Source organism: Stenotrophomonas maltophilia, assembly GCF_013464485.1.
Classification (GTDB): domain Bacteria; phylum Pseudomonadota; class Gammaproteobacteria; order Xanthomonadales; family Xanthomonadaceae; genus Stenotrophomonas; species Stenotrophomonas maltophilia_AW.
Genome location: NZ_RAUX01000029.1, coordinates 94,054 through 110,821, shown reverse-complemented (window position 1 = coordinate 110,821; position 16,768 = coordinate 94,054). Strand labels below are relative to the sequence as shown.

The window sequence follows — 16,768 nt, the reverse complement described above, 5'->3', positions numbered from 1 at the left end:
GCGCGCAGCACGAGGCGACGCGGTTGCCTGCCGGCCCTCCATGTCTGCCAGAATACGGCCCGCATTGGGGGCCTGGCCTTTGGTCTGCGCTCCCCCTGAGAGCAGACTTGGCCGGTTGATTCCGCCATTATTCAAGTGCTTCCAGCCCTTGGTTTGAGTCGGCATCTGCCGAAGCGAATTTTCGCATTCTTAGTGAAAGCGGTTGGGGCGTCAACCAGATCGCGTGTCAGGGAGGACCAGTGTTGCCAATCGTGGTTGCAGCCATTGCCGTCGTGCTGCTTGTGGCACTGGTGTGCTGGGTGTTGTTGTTCCCTGAGACGGTGGAGTCGCTGCGCCAGGCGTTGGCGCGCCGGTTCGGCGGATTCCGGCGCAGGGCCGGGCGGGTCGGCGACAAGGTCGGTCACGGCGTCACGCGGGTGCGCAGTGGGGTTCGTGAAGAGGCCGGTGCGGCGCATAGCGCGATCCGGCGTCATTGGCCGATTCTGGCAATTGCCACGGCCGCTCTGGTGATTCCTCCAATTGTGATACTGGTCACGCGCCAGACGGTGGTGCTGGAAGATTTTCGCGGCGATGATCTGGCGGAATCCAGTTCGATGGTGGCCCAGCTGTTGCGTGGCGAGCGTCTGACCCCGCCGCCGCCACCGCCGCCGGAGGTGTTCACGACCGCCGAGGTGCGTCGTTTGCGGCCTGAAATTGTCACGGCGGACCGCAAGTGGAACCAGATCGATGCGGATCTGCAGCAGCGCGTGCTGGCCATCTACGAGGTGATGCGGCGCCAGTATGGCTACGAGATGGTGCTGATCGAGGGCTATCGCAGCCCTGAGCGCCAGGCCGAGTTGATGGCGGGAGGCAAGGCGACACGGGCTGGTGCGTGGCAGAGCTGCCATCAGTATGGCCTGGGCGTGGACAGCGCCCCGATCCGTGACGGCAAGCTGCAGTGGGACATGAATGATGAGTGGACCAAGCGCGGCTACTTCCTGTACGGCGAACTGGCTGAACAGGCAGGGCTGGACTGGGGCGGCAACTGGCGCAGCATCAAGGACTATGTTCACGTGGAAATGACATCCCGCTGCCGCGCGGCGCGTGCGGCCAAGCGTGAAGAGCTGTCACGCCAAGGGTGATAACCACACGGTGGTGCTGGTATGGTTATGGCGATGATCTGGGTCGCCGGGGCACAGGGGGCGATGGAGCGCCAGGTCACACAGGATCAAGGAGCATGATGGATGGCACGACCATTTATTGTCGTTGGTGACAAGCTCAGCCACGGTGGCAGCGTGGTGGCAGGCACTGGCGAGACCGACATCAATGGCAAGCCGGTGGCGCGCGTGGGTGACCGTGCCGTGTGCGCGATGCATGGCACGACCACGATCGTCAGTGGTGACGCAACCGTCATGATCGACGGCCAACCGGTGGCGCGCGACGGTGACCGTACCGGATGCGGGGCGACATTGGTGGCTTCGCAGGCCGCTACCGGCCTGCGCTGATCAGCGCGGTCGACGGGAGCAGCGCATGGAGCAGGGCAACTGATGGCAGGATGGCTGGGCAAGGCAGCGTCGGTGGTGATGGTGTTCATCGCTACCTGGGGCGCGACGATTCTCTATTGGCGCAACAGCGGCACGGTACCGACCGGCATGCAGATGCTGGCCTACCTGGGCCTGCTGCCTGTTGGGCTGAGCAGCGCAGGCTTCATGCTGCGCGGCGCTGTGCGCCGTGGTGCGGAATCGGCGCTGGACAAGGCCACGTCTGATGACGGCAAGGCGGGAGCTGCAAAGCAGGAGGCGACCGATCCGCAGTCCGCTGCGCCGCCTTCGGTCGCGCTGCTTGCCGGCACCCTTCGGTTGGGCGTGGATCTGGATGCGCCGGCGCTGCTGGCGACGGCTGCGGCGCCACCGCGCCCTTCGCTGGATGGGCGCTTCCGTGACAACTACAACCTGCCGGTGCGGATGAGCGCGGCCCAGGACCTGGACGAGTTCGAGGTCGTGCAGGCGCGCCAGGATGGCATCGACACGGCGGCGCATGAACGCCGCGCACTGGCGTTGCTGCGACCGGTGCTGGAAGAGCTGCTGGAAACCGTGTTCACGGTGCTGCCGGAGATCGTGGCCTCTGAGGAGGTGGTGGTGGCAGGGCTGCGTCGTCGCGACGAACAGCGCGTGGAGAACGTACTCAGCATCGAGCTTCTGGTGCCCGGCAGCTGGTCCGATCCGCTGCGCCACTGGGCACAGGACTGGCTGCTGGAGCAGGCGCGCCTGGCGGGCCTGGATGCGCGCCGCTTCGATGTGCGCGTCACCACGCTGGATGGCGCCCGCGAAGTCTGGCCGCATCTGCAGCGGGTGATCGATGCGCTGTCGACGGGGCAGCCGCGCTGGCACCTGGTGCTGGCGGCCACCTCCTTCATCGATTCCGCGCTCGTCGCGGCCTGGCAGGCCTCGGGCGTGCTGGCGACCGCGCAGAATCCCGATGGCCGGGTGCCGGGCGAAGGCGCCGCCGGCGTGCTGCTGTCCAGCCGGGCGCTGGCGCACGACGGGGCCGGCCGCGTGTGGCGCCCGCAACTGGTGCGTGCCGAACAGATCGAAGCGCAGCGCCCGGCCGAGCAGCGCCGGCAGCTGGCGGTGTTGGCCACGCACTGGCATGCCTCCCTCGGCCAGGCGCAGGCGCAGGCGCAGTTCGTGCTGCACGATGCCGATCACCGCGGCGACCTGATGGTCGATGCCGCTGCCATCGCCGCGACGCTGGCGCCCGACCTCGATTTCAGTCCGCAGAGCCTGGCGCTGGCGATCAGTGCCGGCGAGCTGGGGCCGGTGCTGCCGATCGCCCAGCTGGCGCTGGCCCATGCACAACTCCAACGCCAGGCCGAACCGGTGTTGCTGCTCGGCGTTGCCGACAACCAGCAGCGCCTGTTCGGCCTGGTCGATCCTCTTCCTTCCCCGACGCTGCCGGCCGATGCGCCGTCGGCCTCCTGACCCCTGGATCCCTGCATGAGTTTGAGCAATTTCAGCTACTACCTGCGCGACTACCGTCTGTGGATGGTGATCGGCCTGGTCGGTGCCGCTGCGCTGGCCCACTACGGTGAAGCCGAAGCGCGGCAGATAGGCATCTGGGTGGCCGTCGTGCTGGCAGGCCTGCTGCTGCTGGCGCTGCTGGTCTGGGGCATCAAGCGGATCCTCGCGCGGCGCGCGGCCAAGCGCGTGGAGGCGATGGTCAAGGATGAGGCGGACAAGGCGGTGGCCTCGTCGCAGCCGGCGCAGCGTGCCGATACCGAGGCGCTGCGCACCCGCATGATGGATGCGGTCAAGCAGATCAAGTCCTCGCGGATGGGCGTGCTGAAGGGCAACGCCGCGCTGTACGAGCTGCCGTGGTATGTGATCATCGGCAATCCCGCGGCCGGCAAGAGCACGGCCATCCTCAACTCCGGGCTGCAGTTCCCGTTCGAGGACAACCGCGGCAACGTGGTGCAGGGCATCGGCGGCACCCGCAACTGTGACTGGTACTTCACCACCAATGGCATCGTGCTCGATACCGCCGGCCGTTACTCGGTCAGCGTCGAGGACCGCATGGAGTGGCTGACCTTCCTCGGCCTGCTGAAGAAGAACCGTCCACGCGCGCCGATCAACGGCGTGATCATCGCCGCCAGCCTGGCCGAGCTTTCCGGCAGCAAGCCGGAATTCGCGATCGAGCTGGCCAAGAACCTGCGCCAGCGCGTGCAGGAAATCACCGAGCGGCTGGAAGTGTTCGCGCCGGTCTACGTGCTGTTCACCAAGGCTGACCTGATCGCCGGCTTCAGCGAATTCTTCCGCAACCTGGACCCGGGCGAGCGCGAGCACGTGTGGGGCGCGACGCTGCCGTTCGACGTACAGCAGCAGGGCGATGCACTGGCCGCCTTCGACAGCCACTTCGATGAGCTGGCCGAAGGCATCAAGGAAATGAGCCTGACCCATATGGCGATGCAGCGTGGCCGCGAGGTGTCGCCGGGCCTGCTGTCGTTGCCGCTGGAGTTCGTCGGCATCAAGCCGGCGCTGCGTACGTTCATCGCCACGCTGTTCGAAGACAATCCGTACCAGTTCAAGCCGGTGTTCCGCGGCTTCTACTTCTCCAGCGCGCTGCAGGAAGGGCGCTCGGTGCACCATGCTTCCGAGCGTGTCGGCCGCCAGTTCAACCTGGAGCGCGGCTCCAATGTCGATGAAGCGCCGACCGGCCACACCGCGTTCTTCCTCAAGGATCTGTTCCGCAAGGTGATCTTTGCTGACAAGGAGCTGGTGCGGCAGTATTCCAGCCCCCATCAGAACCGCCTGCGCTATGGCGTGTTCCTCGGCGCGGTAGGTGTGCTGGCGTTGGCGCTGGGCCTGTGGACCTGGTCGTATACGACCAATGCGCAGCTGGTGGCCAATGCGACCAAGGATCTGGACCAGGCCGTGCGGGTGCAGAAGGACCGCATGGACCTGAAGTCGCGCATCGACGCGCTCCTGCTGCTGCAGGACCGCATGGAGCAGCTGGACCGTTACGGCAAGGAGGGCGGCATCACCACCCACCTCGGCCTGTACCAGGGCACGGCCATCCGCGAGAAGCTGCTGCGTGAGTACAACCATGGCATGCAGCAGGTGATGCTGGCCCCCACCGTATCGAACCTGGAGAACTACCTCGGTCAGGTGGTAGCCGAGCGCGACAAGCTGGGGCAGGGCAACAGTACCGCCGCCGAGAGCGAAGTGCTGTACCAGAATGCCTCGCCGACCAGCACCAACGATGCCTACAACGCGCTCAAGACCTACCTGATGCTGGGTAATCCCAAGTACGTGGAAGGCGCGCACCTGTCGCAGCAGCTGACCCTGTTCTGGCGCACCTGGCTGGAGGCCAACCGCGGCCAGATGAGCCGCGAGGAAATGGTCCGCGCGGCCGAGAAGCTGATGACGTTCTACGTGGCGCAGGCCGGCAAGCCGAGCTGGCCGCAGGTGCAGAACAAGGTCACCCTGGTCTCCGATACGCGCCAGGCGCTGGGGCAGGTGATGAAGGGCCAGCCGGCGATGGAGCGCGTGTATGCACAGATCAAGGCGCGGGCCGGCGCACGTTTCGGTACCACCACGGTCGACAGCCTGGTGGGTGTCGAGCGCAATGGCCGCCTGATCAACGGCAGCTACGCCATTTCCGGCGCCTTCTCGCGCAAGGCGTGGGAGGAGTATGTGCAGGATGCGATCAAGGAGGCGGCCAATACCCAGCTGAGCACCACCGACTGGGTACTGGGCACCACCGAGCAGAGCGACCTGTCACTGGCTGGCAGCCCGGAGCATGTCTCGCGCGAGCTGGTGAACATGTACAAGAACGACTACGCCCGCGAGTGGACCAAGTTCCTGCAGGGCCTGAGCGTGGCGGAGTTCAGCACCTTCGATGAGGCCGTGGCGCGCATCAACAAGCTGGGAGATGCCAGCAATTCGCCGCTGCGCGCTCTGCTGGAACGCATCAACGAGGAGACCGTCTGGGACAACCCGCAGGCGTTGGCCCGCTCCAGCAAGGCACGCAAGGGTTTCGTGGCTTGGTTCCAGCGCACCATCCTGCGCAAGGACCCGGCGGCGACGGCGGCTGCACAGCCGGTCGGCCCGATCGGCAAGGCCTTCGAAGGCATCGCTCGGCTGACCAGCGAGCGCGGTGACCAGCCTGCCGTCATCACCGCGTACTTCGAGACGCTGGCCAAGCTGCGTGCCCGCCTGAACGCGATCAAGAGCCAGGGCGAAATCGGCGTCGGCACCCGCAAGCTCATGCAGGACACCTTCAGCAATGAAGGGTCGGAACTGAGCGTGGGCCTTGCGCTGGTGGACGAGCAGGTGCTGACCGGGCTGGACGAGAAACAGCGCGAAGCCCTGCGTCCGTTGCTGCTGCGTCCGCTGGCCCAGACCTTCAGCGCGTTGATCCCGCCCACCGAGGATGAGGTCAACAAGACCTGGAAGGCGCAGGTCTACGACCCGTTCAAGGCGCGCATCGGCCAGCAGTATCCGTTCAACCTCAACTCCGACGTCGACGCTGCGCCGAGCGACATCGCCGCCATCTTCGGTGCCAGTGGCAGCATCGCCGCCTTCAACAAGGACGCGCTGGGGACGCTGGTGATCCAGCGCGGCCCGCTGCTGGAGACCCGGCGCTGGGCCGGGCAGGGCGTGAACCTGTCGGCCGAGCTGGTCGCCAACTACGGCAACTGGGTGAGTGGCTCGGCGGCCGGTGCGGCGCAGGACACCACCATCTTTGAGATCCTGCCGGCGCCGGCAGCGGGTGCCCTGGAATACACCATCGAGATCGATGGCCAGGTGCTGCGCTACCGCAATACGCCGCCGCAGTGGACGACCATGCAGTACCCCAACGCTGGGCAGGTGCCAGGTGTGAAGATCACCGCGGTGACCGGCGATGGCCGCACGGTGGAGGTGTTCAGTGCGCCCGGCGCCAACGGCTTCAACCGCCTGATGGCGGAAGGTGAGTACGAGCGCCTGGACGACTCCAGCCGCATCACCTGGAATGGCAATGGCGTGGGGGTGACGGTGGAAATGCGTATTGTGCGCCGGGCCGGCAGCGGTGGTGCTGAGGGTGGCGGCGATTGGCAGCGCGGGCTGCAGCTGCCCGAGCGCGTGGCGGGTGGTACGCCCGCGGCTCCAACGCCGGCGGCCACACCCGCCGCCCCTGCCGCTGCACCGGTCAGCGGAGGTGCCCGATGAGCCGCGTGGTCAGCGCCGGTGTGTCGTACTTCGGCAAGGTGCCATCACGTGGCGATTTCGTGCGTGCGGCCGACAACCATCAGTTGCTGGGCTGGCTGGATCGCTGGGCCGGCGAAAGCCTGGAGCTGCTGAGCCAGAGCCCGGACTGGAAGCAGCGCTACGACGAAGCACCGGAGATCCACTACGCCTTCCTTGGCTCGCGCAGCAAGATGGTGTTGTGCGGTCACTTCCTGGCCAGCCGCGATGCGTCCGAGCGACGCTTCCCGCTGCTGTCGGCGCTGCGCCTGGATGCACCGGAACCGCTGCCGTTCATCGGGCGCAGCCCGCTGGCGATGTCCAACGCGTGGTCGGGCCTGGCCCGTCTCGCCCGCCAGGCCTACCAGGACAGTGATGCCGCACAGGCACTGGCGCAGCTGGCCGACGCGCGTTTCAGCATCAGCACCGATCCCGGTGACTACAACGGCAGCTTCCAGGATTTCCTGGAGAACACCACGGTCGCCGACCTCGAGCAGCGCCTGCGCGATTCCGGCCATGGTGACCTGGCGCTGCGCCAGGTGCTGCCGGCCCTGGGCCTGCTGCTGCAGCCGGTGCTCAGCGGCGGTGACGTCAACATCGACAAGGCACTGGTGTTCCCACTGGTCCGCGATCCCGCCTATCGCCCGCTGGTGGCGGCATTCTGGCTCGACCTGCTGTCGAGTTTCGTCGCCCGCGGTGATTTCGAACTGGCCGTGCTGATCCGCAATGATGCCGCGCCGAGCATGATCGTCGGCTTCAACGGCGCCGACCGCCAGGTGCTGCGCGCGGTGCTGGATCCGGCCGAGGCCGGCGACTTCCTGATCCGCATCCAGCACTCGGAATGGGTGGACGACTACCTGCGCGGCGACTACAACCTCAACCGCTTCGGCAGCTTCCTCGACCGTGACGACCTGGCCCTGGCCACCGCACGCAAGCTGTTCGGCGAGACTTTCCTGGGAACCTGACGATGCGCCTGTGCAATTCTCTTTCTCTCGTGCTGCCGCTGCTGCTGGCCGTCGCGCCACTGTCGGCGCAGAACGCGCCGGCTGCAGCCCAGGCGACCACGGAGCGCCCGGTGGTGATCGAAGGCGTGGTGCCTGACCAGGCAACCAAGGCCAAGCTGCTCAACAACCTGCGCGCGGTCTATGGGGCCGATCGCGTTGTCGACCGCGTCCAGGTCGAGACCATCGCCACGCCGCCGAACTGGGGCGATTACGTATCCGGCATGATCAACCCTGGCCTGAAGCGGGTGTCGCCCGGCAAGCTGGAAGTGAACGGCCAGGCCGTGAAGATCAGCGGTGAGGTCGGCAACGAGGCCCTGCGCCAGCAGGTCGCCAGTGACCTGAGCCTGGCCAGCAACACCAGCTACACGGTCACCAACGCGCTGAAGGTGGGATCGCAGCAGAACGTGCTGGACCAGACCCTGGCCAACCGCATCATCGAGTTCCAGAGTGGCAGCGCCCGCCTCACGCCGTTCGGCATGAGCATCCTCGACGAGATGGTGGCCAAGATGGCGCAGATGCCGGACAGCCGATTCCTGATCATCGGCCACACCGACAATGTTGGCCAGCGTGAATCCAACCTGACCCTGAGCCACGCGCGTGCGCTGGCGGTGAAGAACTACATGATGTCCAAGGGCATCCCGGGCAGCCATATGGACGTGCTGGGCAAGGGGCCTGATGAGCCGGTGGCGGACAACACCAGCAACGATGGCCGCGCGCGCAACCGTCGCATCGAATTCAAGATCCAGTAACCGCGCGGAGAGCGGGCCAGGCCCGCTCTCCGCTCGATGGCCCGGAAGCGCTCAGTCTTCCGGGTTGACGTCCAGCATCTCTTCCATCTGCTCCAGCGTGCCGTGGTCCTTGATGACCCGCTTGAGCCAGACATGCAGCGGCATCTCGCCCCAGCGCGCAGCCTTTTCGGCCAGATAGGCCACCGGGCTGTGCGGCTCGGTACGGCGGAAGAACTCGGCGACCTGGCGCAGTTGCTGCAGCGCCTCCTTGCGCGAGCCGGGCGCACCGGCCGGGCCGCGCGTGGGCACGGGGGCGGGTGAAGCATCGAAGCCCGCAGGGTCGGAAGTGAATGCCGGTTCGTCGAAGTCGGCCTCCACGTCCTCGGTCTGGCCATCCAGCAGGACGCCGGCATCCCGTGCAAATCGCAGCACCGTGCGCTGCAGGTGTTCCAGCTGTTCACGCACCGCGCTGAAGCTGGGGCCATCCAGACCGAGGCGGTTGTCGACCGCAGCCTGCAGCTCGGCCAGTGCCTGGCTGCAGTCGGGCAGGTCATCGGCCAGCTGGCGATAGAACCCATGCTGCGTATCGCGCCGCGCGGCATTGAGGATGTCCAGGCTGGGGCGGCCGTCATCGTCCTCGCCACTGTTGGCGCGGGCGTGGGCGTGCTCGAAGTCCGCCAGGCTGAAGCGGCCCTGGGGCGCGGCGATGATCGGGACCGAACGCAGCCATTGCAGCGAATTGGTCAGCAACCAGCTCAGGTTGCCGATGCGCTCCTCGAAGTCGCCATCCGGCGCTTGCGGGTGCACGTTGTCCCAGAACCGGTCACACAGCCCAGCAGTGACCCGATAGCCGGTGGCCAGGCCCTGGAACCCATCCAGCTGGGTGGCCGCCTCGCTGAGCCAGCCGGCCAGGCGCAGATCCTTGGTACGGGTCTGCAGCAGGTCGTTGGACTCGCGCAGTACGCTGCTCCAGTCGGCGTATTTGATGTCTGTCTGCCACGCACCCTGGTCCAGGGTCGGGTCGTCGGCGCGACGGTTTTCGATGATCCGATCGAACTCCGCCGAAAACGACAGGTCTTCACCGGTCGGGGCGTGGTCCGAAATCGGGGCCAGCAGGGCTTCCTGATCCAGCATGGCAGGTCTCGTTGGGGACTGCGGATGATTCTAGCCGTTGAATGTGAAGCCCGTTAAGGCATCCGCGAACGTCACTATGCCTGAATGCGCTGCGCCGTCGGTTATGTGACGGAAAGCGCAGTTCGATGCGGGGCTCTGCGCCGTGATTTTGACGAACACTACGATCTGGTAGATTTGGCGGCTGGAAACCGACGCCAGATATCCAAGGATCTGGCGTCTTCACTCTGGAATTGGCATGGATCAGCTGAATTACCTGATGACGCGAGCCGCCGGTCTTGGCGACGCGCAGCGTTTGTATCGTTTGCAATCCGAGGCATTCACGGCATGCACCGTGGAGCGATGGCGCGGGCGTGACGCGCTGGGCGAGGATGCGTGGACCGAGGTTGAGGTGCTTGCCACCGATGCAGGTATCGCATTGGATTCGCTGCCCGCCACGCGCGCCACGTTGGTCACGCAACTGGCCGACGGCAATCCGTGGCAGCGCAGCGGCCTGGTTGCCGACGCGGCCCGGATGGGGGGTGATGGCGGCCTGGTGCGTTACCGGCTGCGCCTGGTGTCGTGGACCTGGTGGCTGCGGCATGCACGCCACAGTCGCGTTTTCCAGGAGCAGGGCGTTCGCGCGATCATCGACACCGTCCTTGCCGGTCATGGCGAAATTGCACGCTGGCGCTGGGCCGAAGGCGTCGACGATTTCCTTGGCCCGCGTGTACGCAGCTACTGCGTGCAGTACCGCGAAAGCGATCTGGTTTTTCTGCAGCGGCTGCTGGCCGAAGAAGGCCTGGGGTGGCGGCTGTACGCCGACGAGGAAGCGCCCTGTGGCAACGGCATGGAGATCTTCGCTGACAGCGTTGCGCTGCCGGAAGATGCGACCAGCACGGGAATTGGCGTGCGTTTCCATCGCAGTGATGCCAGCGAAACCAGCGATAGCGTGCAGGCCATCGGCCTGAGCCGACGCTTGGCCAGTACCTCGGTCAGCCTGCAGAGTGATGATTACCGCCAGGTCCGTGCGCTGGCCGGTCAGTCGCCGATGGACGGCGGTGGTGGTGAGTCGCCGCGCGAGGATTTCGATGCGGTGGGCGCGTATGCCTTCAGCGATGGTGCCGCCGCTTCGCGTCAGGCACGGTTGCTGGCGCAGGCGCGCGAAGCACACAGCCGATGCTGGCAGGGGCACGGTACCGTACGCGGCCTGCACTCGGGTAACTGGCTGCGCCTGCAGCAGGCCCCGGGCGCGACGCCACCGGAACTGCTGCTGGTCGCCATCGACCACGCCGGCATCAACAACCTGCCTACCGACCTGCGGCGCAGCCTTGATGATGCACTGGGCGTAGCGCCCGCCGATGGAGAAGACGCCGCGCTGTGGCAGCAGGCCGAAGCGGTCGGTTACGGCAATCGCTTCGAAGCGGTCGAGCGCGCCACACCGTGGCGGCCGTTGCTGCTGGACGGCACCGGCGCGCGGTTGAATCCGCGCCCGACCGTGCCCGGCTACCAGACCGCCGTGGTGGTGGCCGGCCACGGCGGCAGCGGCAAGGATCTGCATGCCGACAGCCACGGCCGCGTGCGCGTGCGTTTCCATTTCCAGCAGGGGCAGGGCGACGGTGCCAACGACAGCGCCTGGCTTCGTGTGGCACAGCGCTATGCCGGACCCGGTGTCGGCAGCCAGTTCCTGCCACGCATCGGCCAGGAAGTGCTGGTCGGCTTCCTGGATGGCGATATCGATCGGCCGCTGGTGCTGGGAACCTTGTACAACGGCCGGGGCGAGGCTGGTGTCGCACCGACGCCTGCCGGTGCCGGTGGTGAGGGCGATGGATCGGCCTATGGCCAGGCCGGCGATGCGCGGCACAGCGCACAAGCCAATCTGAGTGGCGGCCAGGCACCGGCCTGGCATGCGGCCGGTGCCGGCGACCAGGCGCATCGCCAGGGCGGTGCGCTATGGGGTATCCGCTCACGCGAGTGGGACAGCGGTGAAGGCAGCAACCATCTTCTGTTCGACGATTCGAACCAGCAGCTGCGTGCACAGCTGGCCAGCAGCCAGCAGGCATCGCAGCTGACGCTGGGCCATCTGCGGCACCAGGCCGACAACTACGTGGGCAGCGTGCGTGGCACCGGCTTCGAGCTGCGCAGCGATGCCTGGGGTGCGGTGCGCGCGACGGCGGGCGTGTGGTTCACCGCCTATGGCCATCGATCGTCCGCACCCGCGGGCGAGGCGGTGCAGCCCTCCGCGCTGCTGGCCCAGCTGCAGACGTTGGGCGAGCGGTTCACCCAGGCTGCGCGCACGCATGTGACCAGTCCGCTGGCGATGCAGGAGGGGGCCCGAGGGGTGATGCGTTCGCGGATCGTGCAGAAGCAGGCCCCTCTGGCGGCGATGTCGGCGGCGGCGCGCACGGTGGTTGCCGGAACCCAGTACCAGGCCGGCGTCGCTGAAGCGCCGCAGCACGCTACCGAGGCTGGCGAGGATCGCATTCCCCACAGCGGTGCCCCACTGCTTGGCGTGTCAGCGCCGGACGGCGTGGTGCAGGTTGCAGGGCAGGGGATGATGTGGGGCAGTGGCGAGGCCTTGCTTCTGGCCAGTGGGTCGCACTCCGATGCCACGGTCATGGGACAGGCGCGCCTGCATGCAAGCCAATCCCTGGGCCTGCTGGCAAGCGCGGCCAAGCAGGGTTCCGGGCCTGCTTCTGCGTTGTCCGTTGTAAGTGGCATCGGCGCGTTGGACGTCCAGGCCCAGAGCGATTCCATCCGGATGCAGTCGCGATCAGGCCTGCGTGGTGCCAGTGCCCAGGCGCATATCGAGCTTGCCGCAGGCAAGACGCTGCACATCGCCACGTCAGGTGGTGCCAGCATCACCGTTGCCGATGGCCAGATCGTGGTCAACGCACCCGGATCAATCGCTGTTCATGCGCAGCGAAAATCCTTCCTTGGTCCCAGCGACCATAAGAGCGAACTGCCGTCCTGGGTGCTGGGCGACATGAAGCAGAAGCGGATCATCGGATTCTCGGGATGAAGAACATGAAGAAGACGATACGTCTGCTGCCACTGGTGGCGGCATTGTCGTGGGGGGGCGCTGTTGCTGCGCCGCTGGACGGTGCGGCAACCGGCGCGCGCTCAAACGATGCCGCCGTTGAACTTCCGCAACCGACCTGCGCGGAGCAGCCGTTGGCGACCTACCTGTTCGCGCTCGTGGGGAAGAAGACGCCGGCGCCCGATGGCTGCGGGCGCAGCGATGCAACGGTGGCCCGGGCCTTCGATACCCTTCTGGCCGAGGTCTCCGTCGATGCGGCACCAGGACTGAAGGAGCGCTTGCTGACAGGTCCCAGTGCAGCCGGCAAGCCGCTTTCGATCGAGGGACAGACCTGGTGGCTGTATTCGGCCTGCCAGGCACACGCCTGCGGCTCAACGCAGCTGGCGGCCCTGTACGACCCCAGCGGTCGGCGCATGGTGGGCCGGTTGACGTTGAACTGTGAGGTGCGCTGGCTGGGGCATCCCACGGATGCGCAACGTGCGGTGATCGACGCACGCAAACCGGCGCGCCTTGAGATGGTGAGGCAGCTGGGTGACTGCGGAGACAATCAATGAGCGCTCGGAACCTGAAGGCATTCCTTGATGCTGTCGGCTTCGAGGAGTCGAGCGGCGACATCGGCATCATCAACAGCTTCAACTACATCGGCAAGTACCAGTTCGGTGAGCAGGCGCTGATGCAGCTCGGCTATTACAAGACCACGGCCGAGATCAAGAGAAAGCAGGAATGGAAGGGCCAGTGGACCGGCAAGAATGGCGCCACCAGCCGTGAGGTGTTCCTGGCCAATGAGGCGATGCAGGACAAGGCCGGTGAAGAGTGGATGCGCGAGCTCTGCAGGCAGGGGCGCTACTTCGGCACGACCAAGTTCATCGGCCAGACCATGAAGGGGTTCGTGGTGACCGAGTCCGGCATCATCGCAGCCGCCCACCTGAAGGGATACGGCCCTGGCAAACCGGACAAGAAGACAGGGCAGTGGGTGCGGCCAGCAGTCCTTGCGTTCCTGCGTACGGGCGGTGCCGAGGACGGTACCGATGCCTACGGGTCGAGCGTTTCGAAGTACATGAAGAAATTCGGAGGGTACGAACTGGGCTGCTGCGCGCCGGTGGAGGCGCAGACGACCTGGATGTATCCCTTCCCGCGCCAGGGCAAGAGCGATGCGTTTGATGGCGCAATGTACCTGGGCCTCCCGGCACTGGAAGACGGGGCGCTGGCGCGTGTCGACGATGGCTTCTTCCCGGTGGGAGCCAGTGGCCTGTGGCACGGCGGCGTTCATTTCGACGCAGGCAGTGGCACCGTTCTGGACCAGACCCAGGGCGTGCGTTGCATCAAGGACGGCGAGGTGGTGGCGTATCGGATCGATGAGCGCTATCCGGAAATCACGTTCCCGCAGGTCCAGCGCAAAGCGCTGTATTCGAAGGGATTCGTACTGGTGCGGCATACACTGAAGCTGCCGGCCGACGCGCAGGCGAAGTTCGAGGCGGCCGCGAAGGCCGAGAAGGAAGAGCAGGACAAGAAAGCATCGAAGGAGGGAGCCAGCACGCCGACGACGCCGCAGGCAGCGACCGCTTCCACTGCGACAGGTCCGTCCAAGGCGGTGGCACCGGCGCCAGCCACGAAGACAGCGAAGGATTCAAAGGATTCCAAACCTGCCGCAGCGCCGGAGCCTGGAAGCGAGCTTTCGTTCTACAGCCTGTACATGCACCTGATGGACTTCACCGGATACCAGGAGGATCGCAAACGCGCGCGTCCCGGCTTCTGGACCGAGGGCAACGAGTTCGTGGTCGGCGAGAAGGCGAAGGATGCACAGGACGTACCGCCGCCTCCTGCGCCAGCGCAGGCATCGATCGATGAGGAGGACCACATCGGTTGCGACTGCGGGGGAACGTCGGGAGATTCCGACGATGTTGCCGAAGCGCTGGAGCAGCTGGGATGGGGCCCCGGCCAGGTGAAGGAATGGGAAAACGTCGTGCAGGAGGCACACGCAGATGAGTGAGGCTTCACCCGCGCCGATCATCGGCCTGAACATCCGCAGCGAGGCCAGCAGCCGGTCTACCCGGCTGGGTCTGTTGCCGCGCGGTGCGCGGATCACCATCAAGAACCGCAAGGACAAGTGGGCGCAGATCGACCGCGTCATCGAGGGCGAGATCGCGCCGGTCCGGCCGGGCGAGGCCGTGGATCCGGCCGCGAAGCAGGGGTGGGTATTCATGCCCGAACTGGATCCGGGCCCGAAGCAGCCGGTCCAGCGGGACAAGGTGGTCATTCCGGAAACACCGATTGCGATCAGTGCCGGCGCGCTGCTGGGACATGTGGGGGAGTATCAGCAGTACGTCGACGCTCAGCCGCTGCCCAAGCGCGGCATTCGCCCGATGTTGCACATGGAGGTCTTTGCGGGCAACGAACTGCCTGTGTTCCTGGCCAAGTCGCGCCGCTACGCGTCGCTGCTGCCACCGGGAACGGGAAGCCTGTTCGTGATCGAGAAGGGCGCGCGCCTGAAGAAGGCGGCCGAACCAGACGGAGTCATGGATCCGGACCCTGGCCTGATCCAGCTCAAGGACGCGGGACTGGGTGCGTGGACGCTTGTCCAGAAGTCGGAGTTGAAGGTGCTCGATCGCAAGGCGTTGGGCGCCTATTCGGCCAGCAGCAAGAGCTACGCGAACGCAAAGGATGGGCAGTTCACTGGCGTGTTCGTGGGCCCTGCCGATACGCAGCGCACCCAGTCGGAGAAGGAGGCGCGCAAGCACAACTATCAACGGCGCGAGATGCGGATGCCGCTGGGCGAGCCGTTCTGGATCCTGCGCAAGGATCTGCAGCAGTGTTCGGCGGGCGGAATGAAGTGGTGGAAGAAGCACCCGTTGCGCACCGACGGACCCGATGTCGAGGCCGTGGGGCTGGTCCGGGTCATGTCACGCGCCGAACTGGAGCGGCTGCCCGCGCCGAAACGGGCGCTGGACAGTGATGGCAAGGCCTGGTGGGAAATCGCGGCATGTGGCGAGAAGCCAGGAAGCTTTGTGCTGGGGTGGGCCTGCGAGGCCGGGCACGCCAAGGTGGGTTGGCAGTCGCCCTGGGCCTGGCCGGGCTTTGAGACGGTGGAAGAGGGCAGCATCCAGCCGGTCGACATGATGGCCGCGACGCTGGTGAAGATGGGGGTGCTGCAGCCCCACGAAGTGACCGACCACCGCATGCGTGCGGACAAGGTCGAGCGCAGCGCATTGGTCCGGAAGCTGCACGCACTGCTGGACACCGATGGCAACGGGCATATCAGCAAGGCCGAACTGCAGGCGGCCAGCAAGCAGCCCCTGCTGGCGCAGGCACTGAGCCGGATGATCGTGCGCTACGAGAGCGAGTGGGGCGGGGAGGATGCCAAGTGGAACGAGCTGGACCCGCTCATGCTCGACGGTGCAGTGGAGTGGAACGCCGAAAAGCTGCGCATCCAGAATCTGCGCTGGTGGAAGGACGTGGCACCCAGGGTCAAGGGCTTTCCGGGCGCACCGGAGGTCTTCCACCTGCACCCGATTGGGCTGCTGAACAATTTCTATTCCGCGGTGGCCACGGCCAACGCCAACGCAGCGCCCAGCAAGGACGACAGCTATAACGGCGAGCATGAGAAGAGCGGCGCCCAGTGGCATAAACGGTTCAAGCAGAGCAACAAGGTCGCGGACCTGAAGGAACCCTTCCAATCGAACATCACCCGCTTCCTGGCGGCACTGAAGGAAGCCGGCGTGAGCGTGAACATCAATACGACGCTGCGCCCCCCGCAACGCTCGTACCTGATGTACTACGCACGGGAAATCGTCAATGGCATGGACCCGGCCAAAGTGCCGGCGTTCGAGCCGCGCAATGGCGATGCAGCGGTAAACATCGATTGGCAGCATCTGGATGCCAATGGCAAGCCGGATCTGAAGGCCGCCAAGCAGGGGGCCAAGGCAATGGATAGCGCTTACGGGGCTGCGGGTGCCATCGGCAAACCGTACCGGTCCAACCACAATGGCGGTGAAGCGATCGACATGCGCTTGAGTCCGGCCTGGGGTATTGGCAAGACGGTCAAGAAGGCCGACGGCACCAGTGTGACGATCGGCAGCAAGCGTGACATCATCGATGTGGGTGCCAGTTACGATGTCCTGCATTGGAACCATGACGGCAAGCCGAAAAAGGTCGATGATCCCCATTGGTCCAAGACAGGCAACTGAA

General features: G+C 66.0%; 11 protein-coding genes. 10 read left to right on the top strand and 1 reads right to left on the bottom strand.

The window, feature by feature from the left end:
- Positions 1-239 precede the first annotated feature (239 nt).
- From D7Y61_RS13210 to D7Y61_RS13185, 6 genes are all read left to right on the top strand, one after another.
- Positions 240-1,121, top strand: coding sequence for a M15 family metallopeptidase (locus D7Y61_RS13210; RefSeq protein ID WP_248857913.1), 882 nt, complete (start codon positions 240-242; stop codon positions 1,119-1,121).
- Between the two features lie 102 nt (positions 1,122-1,223).
- Positions 1,224-1,484 carry a PAAR domain-containing protein gene (locus D7Y61_RS13205; RefSeq protein ID WP_110712641.1) on the top strand — a complete coding sequence of 87 codons (261 nt, stop codon included), beginning with the start codon at positions 1,224-1,226 and terminating at the stop codon, positions 1,482-1,484.
- 42 nt (positions 1,485-1,526) lie between these two features.
- A complete protein-coding gene (locus D7Y61_RS13200) occupies positions 1,527-2,960 on the top strand; it encodes a hypothetical protein (RefSeq protein WP_180866678.1) in 1,434 nt (477 codons plus the stop codon).
- A 15-nt stretch (positions 2,961-2,975) separates the two neighbouring features.
- A complete protein-coding gene (tssM, locus tag D7Y61_RS13195; RefSeq protein WP_180866677.1) occupies positions 2,976-6,686 on the top strand; it encodes a type VI secretion system membrane subunit TssM in 3,711 nt (1,236 codons plus the stop codon).
- On the top strand, positions 6,683-7,666 hold the full coding sequence (tagF, locus tag D7Y61_RS13190; RefSeq protein WP_164161577.1) for a type VI secretion system-associated protein TagF: 984 nt from the start codon (positions 6,683-6,685) through the stop codon (positions 7,664-7,666). Before tssM ends, tagF begins: the two co-directional genes overlap by 4 nt.
- 2 nt (positions 7,667-7,668) lie before the next feature.
- Complete coding sequence (locus D7Y61_RS13185; protein ID WP_110712637.1) at positions 7,669-8,454, top strand: OmpA family protein; 786 nt, start codon at positions 7,669-7,671, stop codon at positions 8,452-8,454.
- Positions 8,455-8,505: 51 nt separating this feature from the next.
- On the opposite strand, the gene tssA is transcribed toward D7Y61_RS13185, so the two are convergent.
- Positions 8,506-9,567 (bottom strand): type VI secretion system protein TssA, encoded by a 1,062-nt coding sequence (gene tssA / locus D7Y61_RS13180; protein ID WP_180866676.1) that lies wholly within the window; start codon positions 9,565-9,567, stop codon positions 8,506-8,508.
- 235 nt (positions 9,568-9,802) lie between these two features.
- Between tssA and D7Y61_RS13175 the strand changes: the two genes are divergently transcribed.
- From D7Y61_RS13175 to D7Y61_RS13160, 4 genes are read left to right on the top strand one after another with little or no spacing between them, the layout of a single operon-like run.
- Positions 9,803-12,565, top strand: coding sequence for a type VI secretion system Vgr family protein (locus D7Y61_RS13175; protein ID WP_258010356.1), 2,763 nt, complete (start codon positions 9,803-9,805; stop codon positions 12,563-12,565).
- 5 nt (positions 12,566-12,570) lie between these two features.
- Positions 12,571-13,137, top strand: a complete 567-nt coding sequence (locus D7Y61_RS13170; RefSeq protein WP_180866670.1) for a hypothetical protein — start codon at positions 12,571-12,573, stop codon at positions 13,135-13,137.
- Positions 13,134-14,573, top strand: a complete 1,440-nt coding sequence (locus tag D7Y61_RS13165; protein ID WP_180866668.1) for a hypothetical protein — start codon at positions 13,134-13,136, stop codon at positions 14,571-14,573. Before D7Y61_RS13170 ends, D7Y61_RS13165 begins: the two co-directional genes overlap by 4 nt.
- Entirely contained in the window at positions 14,566-16,767 is a 2,202-nt protein-coding gene (locus D7Y61_RS13160) for an SH3 domain-containing protein (RefSeq protein ID WP_180866667.1), read from the top strand. The genes D7Y61_RS13165 and D7Y61_RS13160 overlap by 8 nt, the downstream gene beginning before the upstream one ends.
- Position 16,768: the final 1 nt, after the last annotated feature.

Excerpts from the sequence above, each read along its gene's own strand:
- D7Y61_RS13200 (WP_180866678.1), top strand. The coding sequence starts at position 1,527 with ATGGCAGGATGGCTGGGCAAGGCAGCGTCGGTGGTGATGGTGTTCATC.
- D7Y61_RS13165 (WP_180866668.1), top strand. The coding sequence starts at position 13,134 with ATGAGCGCTCGGAACCTGAAGGCATTCCTTGATGCTGTCGGCTTCGAG.
- tssA (WP_180866676.1), bottom strand. The coding sequence starts at position 9,567 with ATGCTGGATCAGGAAGCCCTGCTGGCCCCGATTTCGGACCACGCCCCG.
- D7Y61_RS13185 (WP_110712637.1), top strand. The coding sequence starts at position 7,669 with ATGCGCCTGTGCAATTCTCTTTCTCTCGTGCTGCCGCTGCTGCTGGCC.
- D7Y61_RS13170 (WP_180866670.1), top strand. The coding sequence starts at position 12,571 with ATGAAGAAGACGATACGTCTGCTGCCACTGGTGGCGGCATTGTCGTGG.
- D7Y61_RS13205 (WP_110712641.1), top strand. The coding sequence starts at position 1,224 with ATGGCACGACCATTTATTGTCGTTGGTGACAAGCTCAGCCACGGTGGC.
- D7Y61_RS13160 (WP_180866667.1), top strand. The coding sequence starts at position 14,566 with ATGAGTGAGGCTTCACCCGCGCCGATCATCGGCCTGAACATCCGCAGC.
- D7Y61_RS13175 (WP_258010356.1), top strand. The coding sequence starts at position 9,803 with ATGGATCAGCTGAATTACCTGATGACGCGAGCCGCCGGTCTTGGCGAC.
- tagF (WP_164161577.1), top strand. The coding sequence starts at position 6,683 with ATGAGCCGCGTGGTCAGCGCCGGTGTGTCGTACTTCGGCAAGGTGCCA.
- tssM (WP_180866677.1), top strand. The coding sequence starts at position 2,976 with ATGAGTTTGAGCAATTTCAGCTACTACCTGCGCGACTACCGTCTGTGG.